This window comes from Catellatospora sp. IY07-71 (assembly GCF_018326265.1).
In the GTDB taxonomy this organism is placed as follows: domain Bacteria; phylum Actinomycetota; class Actinomycetes; order Mycobacteriales; family Micromonosporaceae; genus Catellatospora.
Genome location: NZ_AP023360.1, coordinates 310,415 through 329,716, shown reverse-complemented (window position 1 = coordinate 329,716; position 19,302 = coordinate 310,415). Strand labels below are relative to the sequence as shown.

Genomic DNA, 19,302 nt, shown 5'->3' with positions numbered 1-19,302 from the left:
GGGGGGTGGGGGTACGCCGAGCGCGAACGGGTGTGCGAATCCGGGGCGGGGTCGGTGATGCTTGCGGCCATGCGGATCCTCGTACTCGGTGGCACGGTATTCCTCGGGCGTGCGGTGGCCGCCCATGCGCTGGCGGCGGGACATGACGTGACCTGCGTCGCGCGCGGCGTGTCCGGCGGGGTGCCCGACGGGGCTCGGCTCGTCACCGCCGACCGCGACGCTCCCGACGGCCTGGCCGGGCTCGACGGCTCCTTCGACGCGGTGATCGACGTCGCCCGGCGGCCCAGCCACGTGCGCCACGCGGTGTCCGTGCTGCGCGACCGCGCCGCGCACTGGGTGTACGTGTCCAGCTGCTCCGTCTACGCCGACCAGAGCGCCCCGGGCGAGCGGGCGGCCGACGCGCGGCTGCTCGACCCGCTGCCGCTGGAGACCGACGACGCCACCGGCCCGAACTACGGCCCGGCCAAGGTCGCCTGCGAGAAGGCGCTGGTCGACGGGGTCGGCGCGGACCGGGCCATGCTGTGCCGGGCCGGGCTGATCGTCGGCCCCGAGGACACCACGAACCGGTTCGACTACTGGGTCTCCCGGCTCGCCGACGGCGGCGAGATCCTCGCGCCGGGCTCGCCGGACGACCTCGTGCAGTGGGTGGACGTGCGCGATCTCGCCGCGTGGCTGGTGCAGGCCGCCGAGCGGCGCCTGGCCGGGCCGTACGACGGCATCGGCGCTCCGGTCACCCGGGCGGACTTCTTCGCGGGCATCGCCGCAGGGATCGGGGTCACCCCCGAGCTGACCTGGGTCGACCAGGACTTCCTGGCCGCCGAGGGGGTCGAGCCGTGGATGGGCGAGCGTTCGCTGCCGATGTGGCTCCCGCTGCCCGAGTACGCGGGTTTCATGGCCCGGGACGTCTCCAGCGCGCTCGCCGCCGGCCTGAGCCCCCGCCCCCTGGCCGACACCGCCCGCGACACCCTCGCCTGGCTGGCCACCGCGCCCGAGCGCAAGCCCTGGGCGGGCATCACCCGCGCCGACGAGTCCGCCCTGCTCGCCCACTGGCACGACGCCCACGGCGGCTCCTGACCCCGCCGCCCGCATACCCCCGCCCCGCCCCGCCCCCGCCGGTCGGAGCGTCAGTTTCGGGGAAACTGCAGCCGGCCGCGGCTGGGAGGCTGCAGTTTCCCCGAAAGTGCAGGTGAAGAGGAGGCGCGCGGGCGTCGTCAGCGGGGGCGGGCTTCGCGCTGGGGTTTGGTGCGCTGCCAGGCGTCGAAGGGGTCGTGGGACTGGGCGATGGAGATCTTGCCGACGGGGACGGTCCAGGTGTGCTGCGGGTCCTCGAAGAGGTCGTACAGCTCGACCTGGGGGAAGCCCGCGGCGGCGGCCTCGTGCCGGTCGACGGCGTAGATGATGCGGCCGATGTCCGCCCACAGCGCGGCGGTCAGGCACATCGGGCACGGCTCGCAGGAGGAGACGAGCACCGCGCCCGGCAGCCGGAAGTGCAGCGCCTGGCGGCACGCGGCGCGGATGGCGACGATCTCGGAGTGCGCGGTGGGGTCCAGGTCACGGATGACCCGGTTCACGCCGCGGCCGATCACCTCGCCGCCCTTGACGATGATCGAGGCGAACGGTCCCCCGCCGCCCGTCTCCACGTTCGAGACGGCGAACTTCACCGCGAGGGCAAGCCAGCGTTCGGCTTCCTCGCCTGACATGTCCACGCTGGCCATGGGCTCCGTCGCCACGGATCCAGGGTAAGCCGCGGGCGGTGCCGGGGCGGGTGCTCTGGCCGACATCCCTCCCGCATTCGGTAGAAAAGATGGCAAGTCCAGGCAAAACGCGGCGGGGACCGTGATTCTCCCCTCAGCGGTGGAGAGCGCATATGCCGCCGTCAAGTGCTTACCCTGAAACTTAACTTTGGTAAGAGAAGCTCCCGAAAAAGCGAGGGAAGTCGTGGCGGATGTGAACCTGGAAACCCCGGGTGGACACCTCTCCCTGGAAGTGCAGCCGGCCGTGGAGGGCTCGTCAGGGCTCGATATCGGCAAGGTGCTGAAGGAGACCGGGTACGTCACGTACGACCCCGGCTTCGTCAACACGGCGGCGTGCACCTCGGCGATCACGTACATCGACGGTGACGAGGGCATCCTCCGATACCGCGGGTACCCGATCGAGCAGCTGGCCGAGCACTCCACGTTCCTGGAGGTCTCGTACCTGCTCATGTACGGCGAGCTGCCCACCGCCGCGCAGCTCGAAGAGTTCACCGGGCGGGTGCGCCTGCACACGCTGCTGCACGAGGACATGAAGCGGTTCTTCGAGGGCTTCCCGCGCGACGCCCACCCGATGGCCGTGCTGTCCGCCGCGGTGAGCGCGCTGGGCACCTTCTACCAGGACAGCCAGGACCCGTTCGACAACGAGCAGGTCGAGATCTCCACCGTGCGCATGCTGGCCAAGCTGCCGACGATCGCGTCGTACGCGTACAAGAAGTCCATCGGCCAGCCGATGCTCTACCCGGACAACAACCTCGGGTACGTCGAGAACTTCCTGCGTATGACGTTCGGCGTGCCGGCCACCGACTACGAGGTGGACCCGGTCTTCGCCAAGGCGCTGGACCTGCTGCTCATCCTGCACGCCGACCACGAGCAGAACTGCTCCACCTCGACCGTGCGCCTGGTCGGCTCGGCCCAGGCCAGCCTGTTCGCCTCGGTCTCCTCCGGCGTGAACGCGCTGTCCGGCCCGCTGCACGGCGGCGCCAACGAGGCCGTGCTGGCGATGCTGGAGCGCATCCGCGCCGAGGGCGGCGACGTCGCCGCGTTCGTACGCAAGGTCAAGGACCGCGAGGACGGCGTACGCCTGATGGGCTTCGGCCACCGGGTGTACAAGAACTACGACCCGCGCGCCGCGATCGTGAAGAACATGGCGCAGGACGTGCTGGGCCGCATGGCCAAGCCGGACCCGCTGCTCGACCTCGCGATGCAGCTCGAGGAGATCGCGCTGGCCGACGACTTCTTCGTCTCGCGCAAGCTCTACCCGAACGTGGACTTCTACACCGGCCTGATCTACAAGGCCATGGGCTTCCCCACGAAGATGTTCACGGTCCTGTTCGCCCTGGGCCGCCTGCCCGGCTGGATCGCCCAGTGGCGCGAGATGATGAGCGACCCGGCCACCAAGATCGGCCGCCCGCGCCAGGTCTACACCGGCGCGCCCGAGCGCAACTTCATCCCGGTCGCCGACCGCTGACCCACACGCACCTGGAAGGGCGCGCCCGCCGCACGGCGAGCGCGCCCTTCCGCGTACCCCACCTGTGCGCCCCGCCCTCGCGGGACCGCTGCGTCGATCATGAAGTTAGGGAAGCGACACGCCGTTGAACACGCCCATAAGTTCATGATCAACGCGGGGGAAGCGGGGCGGGGGACGGGCGGCGGGTGGTAGTTGTGGGGGATGGGTGGGATCGTGTCGCCGGGGTTCCGGGGGCGGCGGGGGGCTGAGGGCGGTGGCGTGAAGCTGCCGCCGGGGCAGTATCTGACCGAGGACTTTCCGGTGCTGACGGCCGGGCCGACGCCGCGGGTGCCGACGGACACGTGGGAGTTCGTCGTGGTCACCGAGGCGGGGGAGAAGCACCGGTGGAGCTGGGCGGAGCTGATGGCGCTGCCGAGCGAGCAGCCGACCGTCGACCTGCACTGCGTCACCAAGTGGTCGAAGCTGGGCACCAGCTGGCAGGGCGTCAGCCTGGACGTGCTGCTCGACGGGGTGGACACGGCGGCCGACTACGTGATGGTCCACTCGTACGGCGGATACACCACGAACCTGCCGTTCGAGGACCTGCGCAACGGGCAGGCGTGGATCGCGTACAAGTTCGACGGCGAGGATCTGCACCCCGAGCACGGCGGCCCGGCCCGGCTGCTGGTGCCGCACCTCTACCTGTGGAAGTCGGCCAAGTGGGTGCGCGGCCTGCGGCTGACCGACGAGGACGAGCCGGGCTTCTGGGAGAGCGCCGGCTACCACGACTACGGTGACCCATGGCGCGAGCAGCGGTATCAGGGGGACTGAACCGGCGGCTGACCTGGCACGCGGCCAGGCTGGCCGAGGTCGTCGAGGAGACGCCCAGCGCGCGCACGCTGGTGTTCGACGTGCCCGACTGGCCGGGGCACCTGCCGGGGCAGCACGTGGACGTGCGGCTGACCGCCGAGGACGGGTACAGCACGCAGCGCAGCTACTCCATCGCGACGCCCGCCGACGGCACGCGCGTGGCGCTGACCGTGCAGCGCGTCGACGACGGGGAGGTCTCGCCGTACCTCACCGAGACCCTGGTGCCCGGCGACGTGATCGAGCTGCGCGGGCCGGTGGGCGGCTGGTTCGTCTGGCGTGCGGCCGACCCGGCGCCGGTGCTGCTGATCGCGGGCGGCTCGGGCATCGTGCCGCTGATGGCGATGATCCGGGCGCGGCGGGAGGCGGGCAGCCGGGCGCTGTTCCGGCTCATCTATTCGGTGCGTACGCCGGAGGACCGCTTCTACGCCGACGAGCTGCGCACCCGCGCCCGGGACGACATGGGGCTGGACGTCGGCTACGTGTACACCCGGCAGGCGCCGGAGGGCTGGCCCGCCGCGCCGCGGCGGCTGAGCGTCGCGGACGTGAACAACGGCGGCTGGCCGCCGGACTTCCAGCCGTCCTGCTTCGTGTGCGGCCCGACCGCGTTCGTGGAGACGGTCGCCGACATCCTGGTGGCGCTGGGCCACGACCCGCGCCGCGTGAAGACCGAGCGTTTCGGGCCGACCGGGAGCTGACCATGGACCTCTTCTCCGACGACTACACCGACGGCAACACGCTGGCCGGGCCGCTGCGCGAGCTGTTCACCGTGGACATGACCGGCGCCGTGGGGCGCTGCGTGCACTGCGGCGGCGAGGGTCCGGTGGCGGGCATGAAGGTGTACGCGCAGGCGCCCGGCCTCGTCGCGCGCTGCCCGTCCTGCCAGGAGGTGCTGATGCGGCTGGTCCGGGGCCCGTCGGACGCCTGGCTGGACCTGCGCGGCACCATGTCGCTGCGCATCCCGATGCCCCCGGAGTAGCCGTTTTCCGTACGGCATTACGGGTACATTGCGTGCTATGCCGATTTTGACCGACGACGACCTCGCCCTGCTCAACGAGGCCCAGCTCGCCCACGTGGCCGTGACGGAGGCCGACGGCTCGCCGCACGTGACCCCGGTGTGGATCGACACCGACGGCGAGCACATCCTCTTCAACACCGCCAAGGGCCGGGTGAAGTACAACGCCCTGGTCCGCGACCCGCGGGTGGGCATCTCCATCGTGGACAAGCACGACGACTACCGCACCCTCTGGGTGAAGGGCGACGTCGAGTTCGTCGAGGAGGGCGCCGACGCGCACATCGACAAGCTCGCCTACAAGTACCTCGGCAAGGAGACCTACCCCTGGCGCAAGCCCGAGGAGGTCCGCGTGATCGTCAAAGTCACCCCCACCGCCAAACTCGCCCAGTAAGGAAGGGCACCTTCTAGCGCATGATCGCTGTCTCGTGTCAAGATCTGCGGTTCTACCAGGCGAAGTGACACGAAACAGCGATCTTCGCGACCTCCCGCCGGTGCGGAGGGTAGGCAGGACGCCGACACCGGCCGCGATACCGGGCGGAAGAGGTGCTTCGGTGCCGGAGCGCCTCCGGATGGCCCGAAGACGGCAATCAGACAGGCGCCCATCAATACCCGGAGCTGGTCCGAAGTCCCCGCAACAGACGCGGCAGTCGCGTCTGGCCCCTCGACCCGAGAGGACTGGGGAGGACCGACCATGAGACTCACCGTTCGCCGCAACCGCGTCGCCGCCGCGCTGGCCGCGTGCGTCGCGCTCGCCGGCGGCCTGTACGCGCTCGGCCCCGGCGCGGCCGGCGCGTCCAGCCACCGTGAGGCGCCCCTGATCGCGATGGACCCGGCCGTCGACGCGACCGACCTGTACGCCTTCGTCAGCCCTGACCGCCCCGGCTACGTCACCTTCGTGGCCAACTGGGTGCCGTTCCAGGAGCCCGACGGCGGCCCGAACTTCCACCCGTTCGCGACCGACGCCACCTACCTGATCAATGTGGACAACGACGGCGACGCGAAGCCGGACGCTCGCTTCCGGTGGACCTTCAAGAACACCGACAAGCGCGGCAGCAACACGTTCCTCTACAACAACGGGCCGGTCACCTCGCTCGACGACGAGAACCTGCTGTTCCGGCAGACGTACACGCTGGAGTCGTCGTTCGGCGGCGAGGGCTTCCGGACCCGCGCGACGAACGTGCCGGTGGCCCCGTCCCGGGTCGGCAACGCCTCGATGCCGGACTACGGCACGCTGCGCGACCAGGCGACGATCAAGCTGCCCGGCGGCTGGCGGGTCTTCGCCGGCCAGGCCGACGACCCGTTCTTCCTGGACCTGCGGGTGTTCGACCTGCTCTACGGCGGCGACCTGAGCGAGACCGGGCAGGACACGCTCGCCGGGTACAACGTCAACAGCATCGTGCTGGAGGTGCCGTTCAAGGACGTGGCGCTGCGCGGCGACGGGCAGCGCAACCCCGTCATCGGCGTGTGGACCACCACCGAGCGGCCGCGCGTGCGCATCACCGGGCGCATCGGCGACCCGCGTACGGGCGACCGGGTCCAGGTCTCGCGCCTGGGCAACCCGCTGGTCAACGAGGTCGTGACGCCCGCCGGGCTGAAGGACGCCTTCAACGCGTCCAAGCCGGAGGGCGACGCGAAGATCCCGCAGCTGGTCAAGCGGGTCACCGAACCCGAGGTGCCCAAGCTGATCGAGGCGATCTACGACATCCCCGCACCGGCCACGCCGCGCGACGACCTGGTCGAGATCTTCCTGACCGGCATCACCACCAAGGCCGACGGGCCGATCAAGGCGGACCTCAACTCGCAGCTGAACAACGCGGACGTCGACCCGGCGCGGTTCCGCCCGGCGGAGATGCTGCGGCTGAACCTCTCCGTGCCGGTGACCGCCGACCCGAACCGGCTCGGCGTGCTCGGCGGCGACCTGCAGGGCTTCCCGAACGGGCGGCGGCTCACCGACGACGTCGTCGACATCGAGCTGCAGGCCCTGGTCGGCGCCGCGCAGACCGGGCAGCTCGTGGACGCGCTGGCCACCGGCGACGGGGTCGACGCCAACGAGAACACGTTCGGCGGCACGTTCCCGTACGTGGCCCTGCCCAACGCGGCGGGCGTCAACACGGTCGGCGGCGGCACGCGCGCCGACCCGGCACCGGGCACGGCGAACGCCTCACCGGCCTCCGCCGCGACGGAGGACCCGGGCATGTCCACCGGCGACATGATGACCGTCGTCGGCTCGTCCCTCGCGGGCGGCCTGGGCCTGCTCTTCTTCGCCGGCTGGTGGATGCGCCGCCGCAACCGCACCACCTGAGGAAAGGAAGGGCACCTTCTTATCGCTTTCCGTTGTAGAAGGTGCCCTTCCTAACGCTTCGCGTCTGGGAAGGGGAGGAGAGGTCATGAAGCGGCGTTTGCTGGCGGTGGCGGTCACCGCGCTGGCGCTGGTGGGGCTCGGCGGCGCGTTCGGTGCCCCGCCCGGGCGTTGGACGGCGGAGACGCCGGTCGCCCCGGCCGATCCGTTGGTCCGCTCGATCGAGCAGGCCCAGCGGCGGCTGCGCGAGGTGCCCGGTGACTGGCGCACCTGGGCCGAGCTGGGCAGCGCCTATGTCGAGCAGGCCCGGATCACGGGCGACCCCGGCTACTACCCGCGCGCCGAAGGCGCGCTGCACGAATCCCTGCGCCTGCGCCCCGCATCGCCCGCCGGAGCCGACGGCAGCGAGCACGGCGACAGCGAGAACGGCGGCAGCAGAGACGGCGGCAAGGGTGGCGTCGGTGGCAACGACCTGGCCTTGGTGGGGCTGGGGGCGCTGGCCAACGCGCGGCACGACTTCGGGCAGGCCGAGCGGCTGGCCCGGCAGGCGATCTGGATCAACGCGTACAGCGCCGACGCACACGGCGTGCTCGCCGACGCGCTGACCCAGCTCGGGCGGCCCGCGGAGGCCACTGAGGCGGTGCAGGCGATGCTGGACCTGCGGCCGGGACTGCCCGCGCTGTCGCGCGCCGCGTACGACCTGGAGCAGCACGGGCGGATCGACGAGGCCCGTGAGCTGTGGACGACGGCGCTGGCCGCTGCCGTGGCACCTGCCGACCTCGCCTTCGTCCGGCAGCAGCTCGGCGACCTCGCCTGGCATGCCGGGGACCTCCCCGCGGCACGTACCGAGTACCAGGCGGGGCTGGCCGCGCGGGCCGACTGCCTGCCGCTGCGGCACGGTATGGCCCGCGTCGACGCCGCTGAAGGACGCACGGAGCAGGCACTGGCCGCGTACGCGGAGCTGGCGGCGGCCTCGCCCACCCCGTCCCTGCTCGTCGAACACGCCGAGCTGCTGCGCTCGCTGGGGCGCGCCGCCGAGGCCGACGCGCAGCTCGCGCTGGCCGGTGCCGCGCTCGACCTGCTGGCAGCGGGCGGCGGCGCCGACGACCTCGCCGCGGCCGAGCTCGCCCTGGCCCGCGGCGACCATGCGGGCGCGGTGCGCCTGGCCGGGGCCGAGTGGGCCCGCCGCCGCCACACCGACGTCGCCGACACCTTCGCCTGGGCCCTGTACCAGGCCGGCCGTCCCGCCGAGGCGCTGCAATACGCCCGTGCCGCCGCGGCGCTCGGCGCGCGCAGCGCGCCGTACGCGTACCACCTCGGCATGATCGAGCTGGCGCTCGGCGACCGTGCCGGGGCCCGCCGCGACCTGGCGCGGGCCCTCGATCTCAACCCGCACTTCTCGCCCCTCGACGCGCCCGCCGCGGCGCGCGCCCTCGCCCTGGCAGGTGCCTCATGATCCGCAAGCTGTTCCTGGTGTTCGCGTCGGCCGCCGCCGCCACGCTGCTGCTGCCCGCTCCCGCGCACGCCCACCCGCTGGGCGACTTCTCCGTCAACCAGCTCGTCGCGCTCACGCTGCGGCCCGGCGCGGTGGACGCGACCGCGATCCTCGACCAGGCCGAGCTGCCCACCCTGCAGCAACGGCCCGCGCTGGACACCAGCGGCGACGGCACCGCGGACGCCACCGAACTCTCCCGGTACGCCGCGGCCGCGTGTGGCTCCTTCGCCCAGGACATCGTGGTACACGTCGACGGCGGCGCGCTGCGCTGGAGCGTCGGCACGGCGGCGATGACGCTGGAAGCCGGCTCGGCCGGGCTGCACACCAGCCGCGTCACCTGCACCCTGAGCGCACCCGCCGCCCTGGACCGCGCCGCCGAGCTGACCGTGCGCAACGGGCACCTGCCGGGCCGGGTCGGCTGGCACGAGATCACCGCGTACGGCGTGGGCGTCGCGCTGCCCGGCTCCCCGGTCCCGGTCCGCAGCGCCACGAACGAGCTGCGTGAATACCCGGTCGATCTGCTCGGGTCGCCGCTCGACGTGCGCGAGGCCCGGATCAGCGTCCAGCCCGCCCCGGGCGGCACGTCGGACACCTGCGCCGCTGCGGGCGATCCCGGAGACTCCGCTGGCTCCGCTGGCTCCGCCGGTCCCGCTGGGGCCTGCGGGGACGCGGGACGGGCGGCTGCGGCCGACGATCCGGCGCCGCTGCGCTGGGCGGCGTGGGTGCAGCAGCGGGTGGTGGACGCGGTGGGCGCGGACCGGCTCACCCCGGCCGTCGGGGTGCTGACGGTGCTGCTCGCGCTGGTGCTCGGGGCGGGTCACGCGCTGCTGCCCGGCCACGGCAAGACGGTGATGGCGGTATACCTGGCCGGGCGGGCGGGCCGCCCCCGCGACGCCCTCTACGTCGGGGCGACCGTCACCGCGACCCACACCGGCGGTGTCATCGCCCTCGGGCTGCTGCTCACCGCCGTGTCCGGGCTGACCGGGCAGACCGTGCTCGGCTGGCTCGGCCTGGCCAGCGGCGCCATCGTCGTCACCGTGGGCCTGGCCATGCTGCGCAACGCCCGCCGCCCCGGCGAGCACGGGCACCGCCACGGGCTCTTCGGCCGCACTCACTCCCATTCGCACGAAGGCCACCACACGACGACACCCGCCGCCGCAACCACCCAGGAACACGCCCACCCGCACGGACTCCACCACAGCCACCCACATCCCGCCGGAGCCGCTCACCAGCACACGCATCCAGACGAGGCCGCGCACCACCACACTGAGCGCCACGGGGTTCACCACACCCACCCGCATCAGGACGGCGTCGCACCGCATCACGCGCATCCGCGCGGCGTCGCCCACGATCACGCGCCCGCCGGGCCGGGCGGTGGACGGTGGGGCATCGGCGCCATCGGGGTGGCGGCGGGGCTGGTGCCCAGCCCGTCGGCGCTGGTGGTGCTGCTCGGCGCGATCGCGCTCGGCCGCACGGGCTTCGGCATCCTGCTGGTGCTGGCGTACGGCCTGGGCATGGCGGCGACCCTCACCGCGGCGGGTCTGGTGCTGCTGAAGGTGCGCGACCGGTGGGCGGGCAGGCTGAGCCGGTTCCGCCGGCTGCGGCTGGCGGGTCCGTACGCGGCCGGCGCGATGGTGCTGCTGGTCGGCGTGGGGCTCGCCGCGCGTGCTGCCGCTCTGGTCTGACGTCCACGCCAGGCCGTCGCCTGGACCGCGATGTAGATCTTGTGCGGTTGGTGTCGTCAGGACAGCACGAACCGCACAAGATCTACCGCACCCACGGCGGCCGCCCCGGCGGCGACGTTAAGAAGGGCACCTTCTTCTACGTAAAGCGTTAAGAAGGTGCCCTTCCTTTCAGGAGGGGGATCAGCCAGGAGGCGAGGACGAGGAGGGCGGCGAGGATCTGGAGCTGGAGGGTGTAGCGCTCGGGGTAGACGACGCCGGTGAGATAGGTGTCGATGAAGCCGCGGGACAGGCCCTGCTCGCCCGCGCGGCGGCGCGCCCAGTCCTCGACGTAGGTGAGCGGGCAGGTCAGCCCGAACACGATCGTGGCGAAGCCCCAGCCCGCCGCGGCCAGGTGCGGCCAGCGCAGCCACGGCCGCCACCAGGCCAGGAAGCCGCCCCCGACGACGTACGCCAGGAACAGGAAGTGCACCGCCATGGTGGCGTCGGCGAGCGCCCGATAGGCCATGCTCCATTATCTGCCGCTACGATCCCGATGGCGGCAGGGAGGAACTCGGTGGAAATCCGAGACGGTCCCGCCACTGTTACCGGGGAGCCCGTCCCCACCCCTAGCGGAACATGGTTCGTCCCGGTGCGCCGCCGCTCAAGCGGCGCACCAAGCGACTCACCACGTTCCGCGGCCACCGCAAGGGAAGGCCGGGGACGGGCGCCGATCCGGGAGTCAGGAGACTCCGGCCGCCGCGACGACTCTGCTACCGGGGCGCGGACCCCGAAGGAGGAACGCGGTCATGACGGCTGCCCAGGGCCTGCTGCTGTCCACAGCGGACACCGAACTGCTCGCCGCCCGCGCCTGCGGCGCGGCCTGGCGCATCGCCAACCCCGCCCGGCTCGACCCCGGCGACGTGCCGGAGCTGCTGGCGGGCGTGGATTTCGTGGTGGTACGCCTGCTCGGCGGCCGCCGCACCTGGCCGGACGGGCTCGACGCGGTGCTCGCCGCGGGGGTGCCGGTCGCGGTGCTGGGCGGCGAGGCGCTGCCCGACGCCGCGCTCCAGGCGGAGTCCACCGTGCCCGCCCGGGTGGCCGGGGAGGCGCTGGCCTACCTGGTGGAGGGCGGCGCGGGCAACCTGCACGAGCTGCACCGTTTCCTGTCCGACACGCTGCTGATGACGGGCGAGGGCTTCGCGCCGCCGGCCCGCACCCCGGAGTACGGCGTACGCCCCGGCCCGGACCCCGATCCGGCCCGGCCGACGGTGGGCATCGTCTACTACCGGGCGCACGAGCTGGCCGGGAACACCGCGTTCGTGGACACGCTGGCCGGGGCGCTGCGCGAGGCGGGCGCGAACGCGCTGCCGGTGTACTGCGGCTCGCTGCGCGGGGTGCCGGACGGCCTGCGGAACGTGCTGCGCACGTGCGACGCGATCGTGGTGACCGTGCTGGCCGCGGGCGGCACCACCCCCGCCGACGCGGGCGGGGGCGGCGACGACGAGGCGTGGTCGGTGGCGGCGCTGGCCGAGCTGGACGTGCCGGTGCTCCAGGCGCTGTGCCTGACCTCGTCCCGGGCGGCCTGGGCGGACTCGGACGCGGCGCTGAGCCCGATGGACGCGGCGATGCAGGTGGCCATACCCGAGTTCGACGGGCGCCTGATCACGGTGCCGTTCTCGTTCAAGGAGCCGGGCCCGGACGGCATCCCGGTGTATGCGGCCGACCCGGAGCGGGCGCGCCGGGTGGCCGGGATCGCGTGCCGGTACGCGCGGCTGCGCGGCATCCCGAACGCGGGCAAGCGGCTGGCGATCGTGCTGTCCAGCTACCCGACCCGGCACTCGCGGGTGGGCAACGCGGTCGGCCTGGACACCCCGGCCAGCGCCGTGGTGCTGCTGCGGGCACTGCGCGAGGCGGGCTACGACCTCGGGGAGGGCTTCCCCGAGGACGGGGACGCGCTGATCCATACGCTGATCGCGGCGGGTGGGCACGACGTGGAGTGGCTGACCGAGGAGCAGCTCGCCGCCGCCCCCGCCCGGGTGCCGCTGCGGGACTACACGGCCTGGTTCGCGGCGCTGCCGGACGGGCTGCGCGAGGGCATCCGGGCGGCGTGGGGCGAGCCGCCGGGCGAGCTGTACGTGGACGGCGACGAGATCGTGCTGGCCGCGCTGCGCTTCGGCAACGTGCTGCTGATGATCCAGCCGCCGCGCGGGTTCGGCGAGAACCCGGTCGCCATCTACCACGACCCGGACCTCGCGCCGAGCCACCACTACCTGGCCGCGTACCGGTGGCTGGAGCAGTCCTTCGGCGCGGACGCGGTGGTGCACCTGGGCAAGCACGGCACGCTGGAGTGGCTGCCGGGCAAGGGGCTGGGCCTGTCGCGGGAGTGCGCGCCGGACGCGGTGCTGGGCGACCTGCCGCTGGTGTACCCGTTCATCGTCAACGACCCCGGCGAGGGCACCCAGGCCAAGCGGCGCGGGCACGCGGTGATCGTGGACCACCTGGTGCCGCCGATGGCCCGCGCCGAGACGTACGGCGAGATGGCGAAGCTGGAGCAGCTGCTCGACGAGTACGCCACCGTGCAGGCGCTCGACCCGGCGAAGCTGCCCGCCGTGCGGGCCCAGATCTGGACCCTGATCCAGGCCGCGCAGCTGCACCACGACCTGCACCAGGACGGCATGCCCGGCGCGGACGAGTTCGACGACTTCATCCTGCACGTCGACGGCTACCTGTGCGAGGTCAAGGACTCGCAGATCCGCGACGGCCTGCACGTGCTCGGCTGCGCCCCGCAGGGCGAGGCGCGGGTCAACCTGGTGCTGGCGGTGCTGCGGGCCAACCAGGTGTGGGGCGGGCGGCGCGGCGCGCTGCCGGGCCTGCGCGCGGCCCTGTGCCGCCGCTTCGGCCTGGACGAGCGCGCGCTGCTGGCCGAGCCGGGCGCGGCGGTGGTGGTCCCGGAGGACCTGACCGACGTCGCCGACGGCCCGGCCCGCACCGGCGCGGACGCCGTCGACCTGATCGAGGGGGTGGCCCGGCGGCTGGTGCTCGGCAACGAGACGCTGGGCTGGGAGCCGTCGAAGGTCCCGGCCGTGGTCGCCGAGGTGCTCGGCGGCCCGGACGACGCGGTCGAGGCGGTGCTGCGCTTCGCCGCGACCGAGGTGGTGCCGCGGCTGGACGCGACCGTGGACGAGGTGACCGCGGTGCTGCGCGCGCTCGACGGGCGCTACATCCCGGCCGGTCCGTCCGGCTCGCCCACCCGCGGCCTGGTCAACGTGCTGCCGACCGGGCGCAACTTCTACTCCGTGGACCCGAAGGCGATCCCGTCGCGCAACGCCTGGGACGTGGGCGTGGCGCTGGCCGACTCGCTGCTGGCCCGGCACCGCGAGGAGACGGGCGAGTGGCCGCGCACGGTCGGGCTGACCGTGTGGGGCACCTCGGCGATGCGCACCCAGGGCGACGACATCGCGGAGGTGCTGGCGCTGCTGGGCTGCCGCCCCACCTGGGACGACGCCTCGCGCCGGGTGAGCGGGTTCGAGGTGGTGCCGCTCGCGGAACTGGGCCGGCCGCGGGTGGACGTGACGGTGCGCATCTCCGGCTTCTTCCGCGACGCGTTCCCGCACGCGGTGGCGCTCATCGACGACGCGGTGCGGGCGGTGGCCGCGCTGGACGAGCCGGACGCGGACAACTTCCTCGCCGCGCACGCCCGCGCCGACGAGGCCGAGCACGGCGACCGGCGCCGGGCCACCACCCGCATCTTCGGTTCGAAGCCGGGGGCGTACGGCGCGGGCCTGCTCCCGCTGATCGACGCCCGCAACTGGCGCGACGACCGGGACCTGGCCGAGGTGTACGCGGTCTGGGGCGGCTACGCCTACGGCCGCGACCTGGACGGGCGGGCCGCCCGGGACGACCTGGAGCGGGTGTACCGGCGGGTCAGCGTCGCGGCCAAGAACGTGGACACCCGCGAGCACGACATCGTCGACGCCGACGACTACTTCCAGTACCACGGCGGCATGGTGGCCATGGTGCGCGCGCTGACCGGCGTCTCGCCCAGCGCCGTCATCGGCGACTCGCACCTGCCCGACAGCGTGCGCACGCGCACCCTGGCCGAGGAGACCAAACGTGTCTTCCGGGCCCGGGTGGTCAATCCACGCTGGATCGGCGCGATGATGCGGCACGGCTACAAGGGCGCGTTCGAGCTGGCCGCGACCGTGGACTACCTGTTCGGGTACGACGCCACGGCCGGGGTCGTCGACGACTGGATGTACGAGCAGCTGGCCGCGGCGTACGTGTTCGACGAGCAGGTGCGGGAGTTCCTGACCCGGTCCAACCCGTGGGCGCTGCGCGGCATCAGCGAGCGCCTGCTGGAGGCCGCCGACCGTGGCCTGTGGTCCGAACCGGACCCGGCCGTGCTCGACGCGCTCCGGGAGGCGTACCTGGCCGTGGAGGGCGAGCTGGAGGGCTGACGGCGTCGCGGTGCTCGGGTGATCGGGCGATTCACAGCTGATCTCCAGCGTGGCTACGGTGGCGGCCACACATTCCTGTACGGGGAGATCGACATATGGCGAAGCCTAAAGCCGGCTTGATGGCCGGCGTGGTGATGTGCGGCCTCATCGGCGTGCTCTGCATCGTGATCGGATTCCTGGCCACCTCCGGCGACTCCGTGAAGTGCGCGGACAAGACGATGGAGCCGGGCCAGAAGTGCCTGCTGGTGACCGACACGGAGACCGCGTGGCACACCTACGACGAGATGAAGGTCAAGACGGCGGAGAGCCGCCAGGTCATGCGGATCGTCTTCTTCGGCGGCGGCGCGCTGTTCCTGCTCATCGCGGCCGGATCCCTGCTCGCCGGGCGGCGCGAGAGCCGCAGGGAGGCGCAGCAGGTGGCTGCCGCCCAGGCGTGGACGCAGGAGGGCTGACATGACCGTCGACATCGAGTCCACCGCGGCGGTCCCCGCCGAGGTGACGGCGGCCGCCGCCGGGCGCGACCTGGGCGCCCACAGGGAGACCTACCCGGCGAAGTGGAACAAGCAGGCGTCGGTCGGCCTGGGCATCTTCGTGGCGCTGTTCGGCGTGATCGCCGTCTTCGCGACGGTCGGCGCGAGCTCGTCGGCCACCGAGGAGGGCCAGAGCGCCGCCGCGGTGGCCTCGGCCGTGCTGTGGGGGATCACCGCGCTGTTCCTGGCCGGCTTCCTGTGGATCCTGCTGCGCAGCCCCGCTGTGTCCAAGACGGCGCGCGGGTTCCAGGTGCACCTGTTCGAGCGGGGCTGGGTGTGGGTGCGCCGCAAGGGGACCGAGGTCTACCGGTTCGACGAGGTGCAGACGCTGTTCGCGGCGATCGTCGTGGTCAACAACAGCGGGGTCACCACCACCGTCTACGACTACCGGATCACCTGCAACGACGGCCGCCAGACGCGGATGCGCCAGATCCACACGGACATGGCGCGGTTCGGCCCGGCGCTGGCCGCCCAGGTGGCGCAGGCTCAGTTGCCCAAGGCGCTGTCGTACTTCGACAAGGGCAACCCGGTCGCCTTCGGCGACCTGACGGTGACCGAGGACGGCCTGGCCACGAAGAAGGGCAAGGTCGTGCCCTGGTCGCAGGTCGGTGGGGTCCAGGTCGTCCAGGGCTTCGTGAGCGTCGTGGACCGCGCGGGCAAGCGGGTGTCCCCGCAGGTGAGCTTCGGCCAGATGCCCAACGCCCACACGTTCCTGCTGATGACCGAGACGATCCTGGCCAAGCTGCGCGGCACCGAGCAGTAGACGGGACCGGTCCGGCAGTTTCGGGGAAACTGGGCGAAATCCGTGCTGATTTCGTGCAGTTTCCCCGAAACCGCGCACGCGTCAGGCGTCGAAGTGCTTCAGGTAGGAGTACTCGTCGGCGAAGGGCTGGTAGCCGAGCCAGTCGTTGACCGCGATCATCGGCGCGTTGGTGTAGTCGTTGCAGGTGATCGCGGTGTGGATGCTGGCCTCCGCGGCGCGGCGCAGGGCGACCGACTTGGCGATCTTCGCCAGGCCCCGGCCGCGGTACTCCCGGCGGGTGCAGGTGCCGGTGGACATGCCCTTGCCCAGCTCGCGGTTCGCCTCGAAGAACGTGCCGCACGCGGCGACGCCGTCCACCATGACCACGGTGCCGATGTCGAGCTGCTGGTCCGGGCTCTCCCAGTAGCGGGCGGTCCACACGTCGAACGGGACGCCGTCGAAGGACATGTCGCCCGGCTCGTCGATGGAGGCGGCCTGGTCGAGGTCGTACACGGTTTCGCGGCCCGCCTCGGCGAGGCTGCACACCGTGACACCGGCGGGCAGCGCGGGCACGGGCGGCAGCACGGCGGTGTCGAGCTTCGCGTAGCGGTCGCGGGCGCCCTGGGTGTAGCCGTGCGCCTGCGCCCAGCGCTGCGAGGTGGCGTCCTCGGTGGCGAAGGCGCGCGCCCGGCGTACGCCGATGGCGCGCAGGTGCTCCTCGATCCGGTCGTACAGGGCGGTGCCGAGGCCCCGGCCGCGCTGCTCCGGGTGCACCACCAGCTCCACGTGACCGGCCCGCTCCTCGGTGGTCGACACGTTGAAGCCGCCGGAGGCCCAGCCGACCGCCGCACCGTCGTGCAGGGCGACGAGCCGCAACGTTCGGCCCTCGGGGCGGCTGGTGCGCCACCACACCTCCTGCTGCGCCACGCTGGCGGTGAACCAGGGGAATGCGGCATACCTGATGCGCGCCATGCCGGGCACGTCGGCGATGGTCGCCTCGCGGATCACGGGTTCGCTCGTCACACAGCCTGTCTAACAGGGGCGGCAAACGAATTACCGGTGGCGCCCGCGCCGTTGCGGACGCCACCGGTGGTCTCTACAGGGTCAGCGTCCAGGTGTTGACGTAGCCGACGTCACCGGACGCGGCGTCCTGCACGCGCAGCCGCCAGGTGCCGTTGGCCGCCTCGCCGGACAGGTTCACCGTGAACGTCTGGTCGACGTTGTCGGCGCTGCCGCCGGAGCGGTTGAGCAGCGTGTACGCGCTGCCGTCCGGCGCGACCAGCGACACCACCAGATCGCCGCGGTACGTGTGCACGAGGTGCACCTCGGCGGTGGAGGTCGCGGACGCGTTGCGGTTGCAGCCGCTGATCGTGATGTTGCTGTACACCGTGGTGTTGTCGCTGATCGTCACGTCGTTGCCGTTGGTGCCGGTGCAGCCGGGTGCGCCGTTCACGGTCAGCGTGTAGGTCGCCGTGCGGGTGGCCCCGGTGCCCGTGCCGGTGATCGTCACCGGGTAGGTGCCCGCCGGGGTGGACGCGCTCGTGCTGATGGTGAGCGTGGCCGAGCCGCCCGTGGTGACCGAGGACGGGCTGAACGAGGCGGTCGCGCCGCTGGGCAGGCCGCTCGCGGACAGGTTCACCGTCTGCGCGCTGCCGGCGGTGAGCGCGGTGCTGACGGTCGAGGTCACCGCGCTGCCCGGATTGACCGAGCCGGACGCCGGGCTGGCCGTGATCGAGAAGTCGTTCGCGGCGGCGCAGTACTGCGCCTGCTTGCCGATGGCGCGGAAGGGGCAGTCGGCGTACTCGGCGAGGATCAGCACGGCGGTCTTGTTGCGCGAGGTCTGCGCCGCGATCACCTCGTCCGGCGGGTAGAAGCCGGGGCTGGACGACTTCGGGTACATCTCGAACGTGTACGTCCACACGCGCTGGTCGCCCCACAGCCAGTCGGTGATGTCGCCGTCGGTGACGTACAGGTCGCTGCCCTGCTCGGCGGTGTAGGAGTTGGTCGCCGCCATCTGGCCGCCGATGTTGGCGAACGTGTTGCGCTCGTCCAGGGTCATGCCCGGGTTGACCGTGTCGGCCGTGGTGTACCCGAACGGCCACAGGATCAGCTCGCCGTACGTGTGGAAGTCGATGTTGGCCTTGATCTGCTGCACGCCGCCGACCCGGCGGGACAGCACGAAGTCGCGCAGCACCCGCGCCTCCGGCGTGGAGAACGCCGCCGGGCCGCGGTAGGTCTCGCTGGACGGGGTGCCCGACGAGCCGCCGCAGCAGCCCCACTTGTAGCCGAAGTTGCGGTTGATGTCCGTGCCGATCGCCGACGAGCCCGAGTTGGGCTGCCGGTTCTTGCGCCACGAGCGGTAGGAGCCGGTGGCGATGTCGTACTCGCCGCCGTCCGGGTTGAGGTCCGGGATGATCCAGATCTCGCGCGAGTCGACCACGGCGCGCACCCGGCTGTCCGAGGCGTAGCCGTCCGTGAACAGGTTGGCCAGGTAGAGGGCCATCTCGACGGTCAGGTGCTCGCGCGCGTGCAGGTGCGCGTTGATCAGGAACTCGGGCTCGTTCTCGTCAGTGGCCACGTTGTCCGAGATCTTCAGCGCGACGATGTCGCGGCCCTCGTACGACGTGCCGATCACGGACCGGCGCACCAGCGTGGGGTGGTCCGCGACGATCTGGTTCAGCTCGGCGGTCATCTCGGCGTAGTCGTGGAAGCCCGCGTCGGCCGAGGGGAAGCCGAGCAGCGGCCCGTCCACGCTCGGCACCTGCTGCGGCGCGGGCAGCGGCTCCAGGGTGAAGCCGAGCTTGCGGATGTGCGCGGCCTCGGCGCCGGTCGCGGTGATGTAGATCTTGCCGTGCTCGACGAGGTCGATGGCCGCTCCGGTGCGGGCCACGGCGTCCCGGTCGGCGAGCGTCTTCGGGCCGACGACCCGGTACTGGGCGGACGTGCTGGCGGTGTCGTCGGCGGGTGCGCCGCCGGCCGGTGCGGCCAGGGTCAGCGCGGCGCCGGTGGCCAGCGCGGTGAGCATGAGCGCG

General features: G+C 72.5%; 16 protein-coding genes and 1 riboswitch. Of the genes, 12 read left to right on the top strand and 4 right to left on the bottom strand.

Translation table 11 applies throughout. From position 1 onward, the window contains the following. The first annotated feature begins 69 nt into the window (after positions 1 to 69). Positions 70 to 1,074: an NAD-dependent epimerase/dehydratase family protein gene (locus tag CS0771_RS01510; RefSeq protein ID WP_212839450.1), complete on the top strand. Its 1,005-nt coding sequence runs from the start codon at positions 70 to 72 to the stop codon at positions 1,072 to 1,074. Positions 1,075 to 1,211: 137 nt separating this feature from the next. Here CS0771_RS01510 and CS0771_RS01505 read toward each other — a convergent pair whose 3' ends face one another. Then, complete coding sequence (locus CS0771_RS01505) at positions 1,212 to 1,730, bottom strand: nucleoside deaminase (RefSeq protein WP_212839449.1); 519 nt, start codon at positions 1,728 to 1,730, stop codon at positions 1,212 to 1,214. Between the two features lie 208 nt (positions 1,731 to 1,938). On the opposite strand from CS0771_RS01505, the gene CS0771_RS01500 reads away from it, so the two are divergent. The 8 genes from CS0771_RS01500 to CS0771_RS01465 all read left to right on the top strand — a co-directional run bounded on the left by CS0771_RS01500 (position 1,939) and on the right by CS0771_RS01465 (position 10,562). Then, a complete protein-coding gene (locus CS0771_RS01500) occupies positions 1,939 to 3,222 on the top strand; it encodes a citrate synthase (RefSeq protein ID WP_212839448.1) in 1,284 nt (427 codons plus the stop codon). Between the two features lie 201 nt (positions 3,223 to 3,423). Continuing rightward, the gene (locus tag CS0771_RS01495; RefSeq protein WP_212839447.1) at positions 3,424 to 4,032 is read left to right on the top strand and encodes a sulfite oxidase-like oxidoreductase; all 609 of its coding nucleotides are present in this window, start codon (positions 3,424 to 3,426) and stop codon (positions 4,030 to 4,032) included. After that, positions 4,002 to 4,766, top strand: a complete 765-nt coding sequence (locus CS0771_RS01490; protein ID WP_212839446.1) for a ferredoxin reductase — start codon at positions 4,002 to 4,004, stop codon at positions 4,764 to 4,766. Before CS0771_RS01495 ends, CS0771_RS01490 begins: the two co-directional genes overlap by 31 nt. Positions 4,767 to 4,768: 2 nt before the next feature. Then, complete coding sequence (locus CS0771_RS01485; protein ID WP_212839445.1) at positions 4,769 to 5,047, top strand: DUF6510 family protein; 279 nt, start codon at positions 4,769 to 4,771, stop codon at positions 5,045 to 5,047. Between the two features lie 37 nt (positions 5,048 to 5,084). After that, a complete protein-coding gene (locus tag CS0771_RS01480) occupies positions 5,085 to 5,474 on the top strand; it encodes a PPOX class F420-dependent oxidoreductase (protein WP_212839444.1) in 390 nt (129 codons plus the stop codon). 300 nt (positions 5,475 to 5,774) lie between these two features. Then, positions 5,775 to 7,385, top strand: coding sequence for a DUF4331 domain-containing protein (locus tag CS0771_RS01475; RefSeq protein ID WP_212839443.1), 1,611 nt, complete (start codon positions 5,775 to 5,777; stop codon positions 7,383 to 7,385). Between the two features lie 85 nt (positions 7,386 to 7,470). Beyond that, complete coding sequence (locus CS0771_RS01470) at positions 7,471 to 8,838, top strand: hypothetical protein (RefSeq protein WP_212839442.1); 1,368 nt, start codon at positions 7,471 to 7,473, stop codon at positions 8,836 to 8,838. Continuing rightward, positions 8,835 to 10,562, top strand: a complete 1,728-nt coding sequence (locus tag CS0771_RS01465; RefSeq protein ID WP_212839441.1) for a hypothetical protein — start codon at positions 8,835 to 8,837, stop codon at positions 10,560 to 10,562. The genes CS0771_RS01470 and CS0771_RS01465 overlap by 4 nt, the downstream gene beginning before the upstream one ends. A gap of 148 nt (positions 10,563 to 10,710) precedes the next feature. Here the strand turns inward: CS0771_RS01465 and CS0771_RS01460 are convergent, their stop codons facing one another. Further along, positions 10,711 to 11,067 carry a DUF2784 domain-containing protein gene (locus CS0771_RS01460; protein WP_212839440.1) on the bottom strand — a complete coding sequence of 119 codons (357 nt, stop codon included), beginning with the start codon at positions 11,065 to 11,067 and terminating at the stop codon, positions 10,711 to 10,713. A 38-nt stretch (positions 11,068 to 11,105) separates the two neighbouring features. Beyond that, positions 11,106 to 11,291, top strand: a riboswitch (cobalamin riboswitch). A 56-nt stretch (positions 11,292 to 11,347) separates the two neighbouring features. Here CS0771_RS01460 and cobN point away from each other — a divergent pair. From cobN to CS0771_RS01445, 3 genes are all read left to right on the top strand, one after another. Then, positions 11,348 to 14,998, top strand: coding sequence for a cobaltochelatase subunit CobN (gene cobN / locus CS0771_RS01455; RefSeq protein WP_212839439.1), 3,651 nt, complete (start codon positions 11,348 to 11,350; stop codon positions 14,996 to 14,998). A gap of 95 nt (positions 14,999 to 15,093) precedes the next feature. Continuing rightward, complete coding sequence (locus CS0771_RS01450) at positions 15,094 to 15,450, top strand: hypothetical protein (protein ID WP_212839438.1); 357 nt, start codon at positions 15,094 to 15,096, stop codon at positions 15,448 to 15,450. 1 nt (position 15,451) lies between these two features. After that, the gene (locus CS0771_RS01445; protein ID WP_212839437.1) at positions 15,452 to 16,291 is read left to right on the top strand and encodes a DUF6585 family protein; all 840 of its coding nucleotides are present in this window, start codon (positions 15,452 to 15,454) and stop codon (positions 16,289 to 16,291) included. Positions 16,292 to 16,372: 81 nt separating this feature from the next. Here the strand turns inward: CS0771_RS01445 and CS0771_RS01440 are convergent, their stop codons facing one another. Then, entirely contained in the window at positions 16,373 to 17,293 is a 921-nt protein-coding gene (locus CS0771_RS01440) for a GNAT family N-acetyltransferase (protein ID WP_212839436.1), read from the bottom strand. A 73-nt stretch (positions 17,294 to 17,366) separates the two neighbouring features. Beyond that, positions 17,367 to 19,295, bottom strand: a complete 1,929-nt coding sequence (locus tag CS0771_RS01435; RefSeq protein WP_212845554.1) for a M14 family zinc carboxypeptidase — start codon at positions 19,293 to 19,295, stop codon at positions 17,367 to 17,369. Between the last annotated feature and the right edge of the window lie 7 nt (positions 19,296 to 19,302).

Coding starts and splice junctions, on each gene's coding strand:
- CS0771_RS01510 (WP_212839450.1), top strand. CDS start 70: ATGCGGATCCTCGTACTCGGTGGCACGGTATTCCTCGGGCGTGCGGTG.
- CS0771_RS01495 (WP_212839447.1), top strand. CDS start 3,424: ATGGGTGGGATCGTGTCGCCGGGGTTCCGGGGGCGGCGGGGGGCTGAG.
- CS0771_RS01490 (WP_212839446.1), top strand. CDS start 4,002: ATGGCGCGAGCAGCGGTATCAGGGGGACTGAACCGGCGGCTGACCTGG.
- CS0771_RS01485 (WP_212839445.1), top strand. CDS start 4,769: ATGGACCTCTTCTCCGACGACTACACCGACGGCAACACGCTGGCCGGG.
- CS0771_RS01480 (WP_212839444.1), top strand. CDS start 5,085: ATGCCGATTTTGACCGACGACGACCTCGCCCTGCTCAACGAGGCCCAG.
- CS0771_RS01475 (WP_212839443.1), top strand. CDS start 5,775: ATGAGACTCACCGTTCGCCGCAACCGCGTCGCCGCCGCGCTGGCCGCG.
- CS0771_RS01470 (WP_212839442.1), top strand. CDS start 7,471: ATGAAGCGGCGTTTGCTGGCGGTGGCGGTCACCGCGCTGGCGCTGGTG.
- CS0771_RS01465 (WP_212839441.1), top strand. CDS start 8,835: ATGATCCGCAAGCTGTTCCTGGTGTTCGCGTCGGCCGCCGCCGCCACG.
- CS0771_RS01460 (WP_212839440.1), bottom strand. CDS start 11,067: ATGGCCTATCGGGCGCTCGCCGACGCCACCATGGCGGTGCACTTCCTG.
- cobN (WP_212839439.1), top strand. CDS start 11,348: ATGACGGCTGCCCAGGGCCTGCTGCTGTCCACAGCGGACACCGAACTG.
- CS0771_RS01450 (WP_212839438.1), top strand. CDS start 15,094: ATGGCGAAGCCTAAAGCCGGCTTGATGGCCGGCGTGGTGATGTGCGGC.
- CS0771_RS01445 (WP_212839437.1), top strand. CDS start 15,452: ATGACCGTCGACATCGAGTCCACCGCGGCGGTCCCCGCCGAGGTGACG.
- CS0771_RS01435 (WP_212845554.1), bottom strand. CDS start 19,295: ATGCTCACCGCGCTGGCCACCGGCGCCGCGCTGACCCTGGCCGCACCG.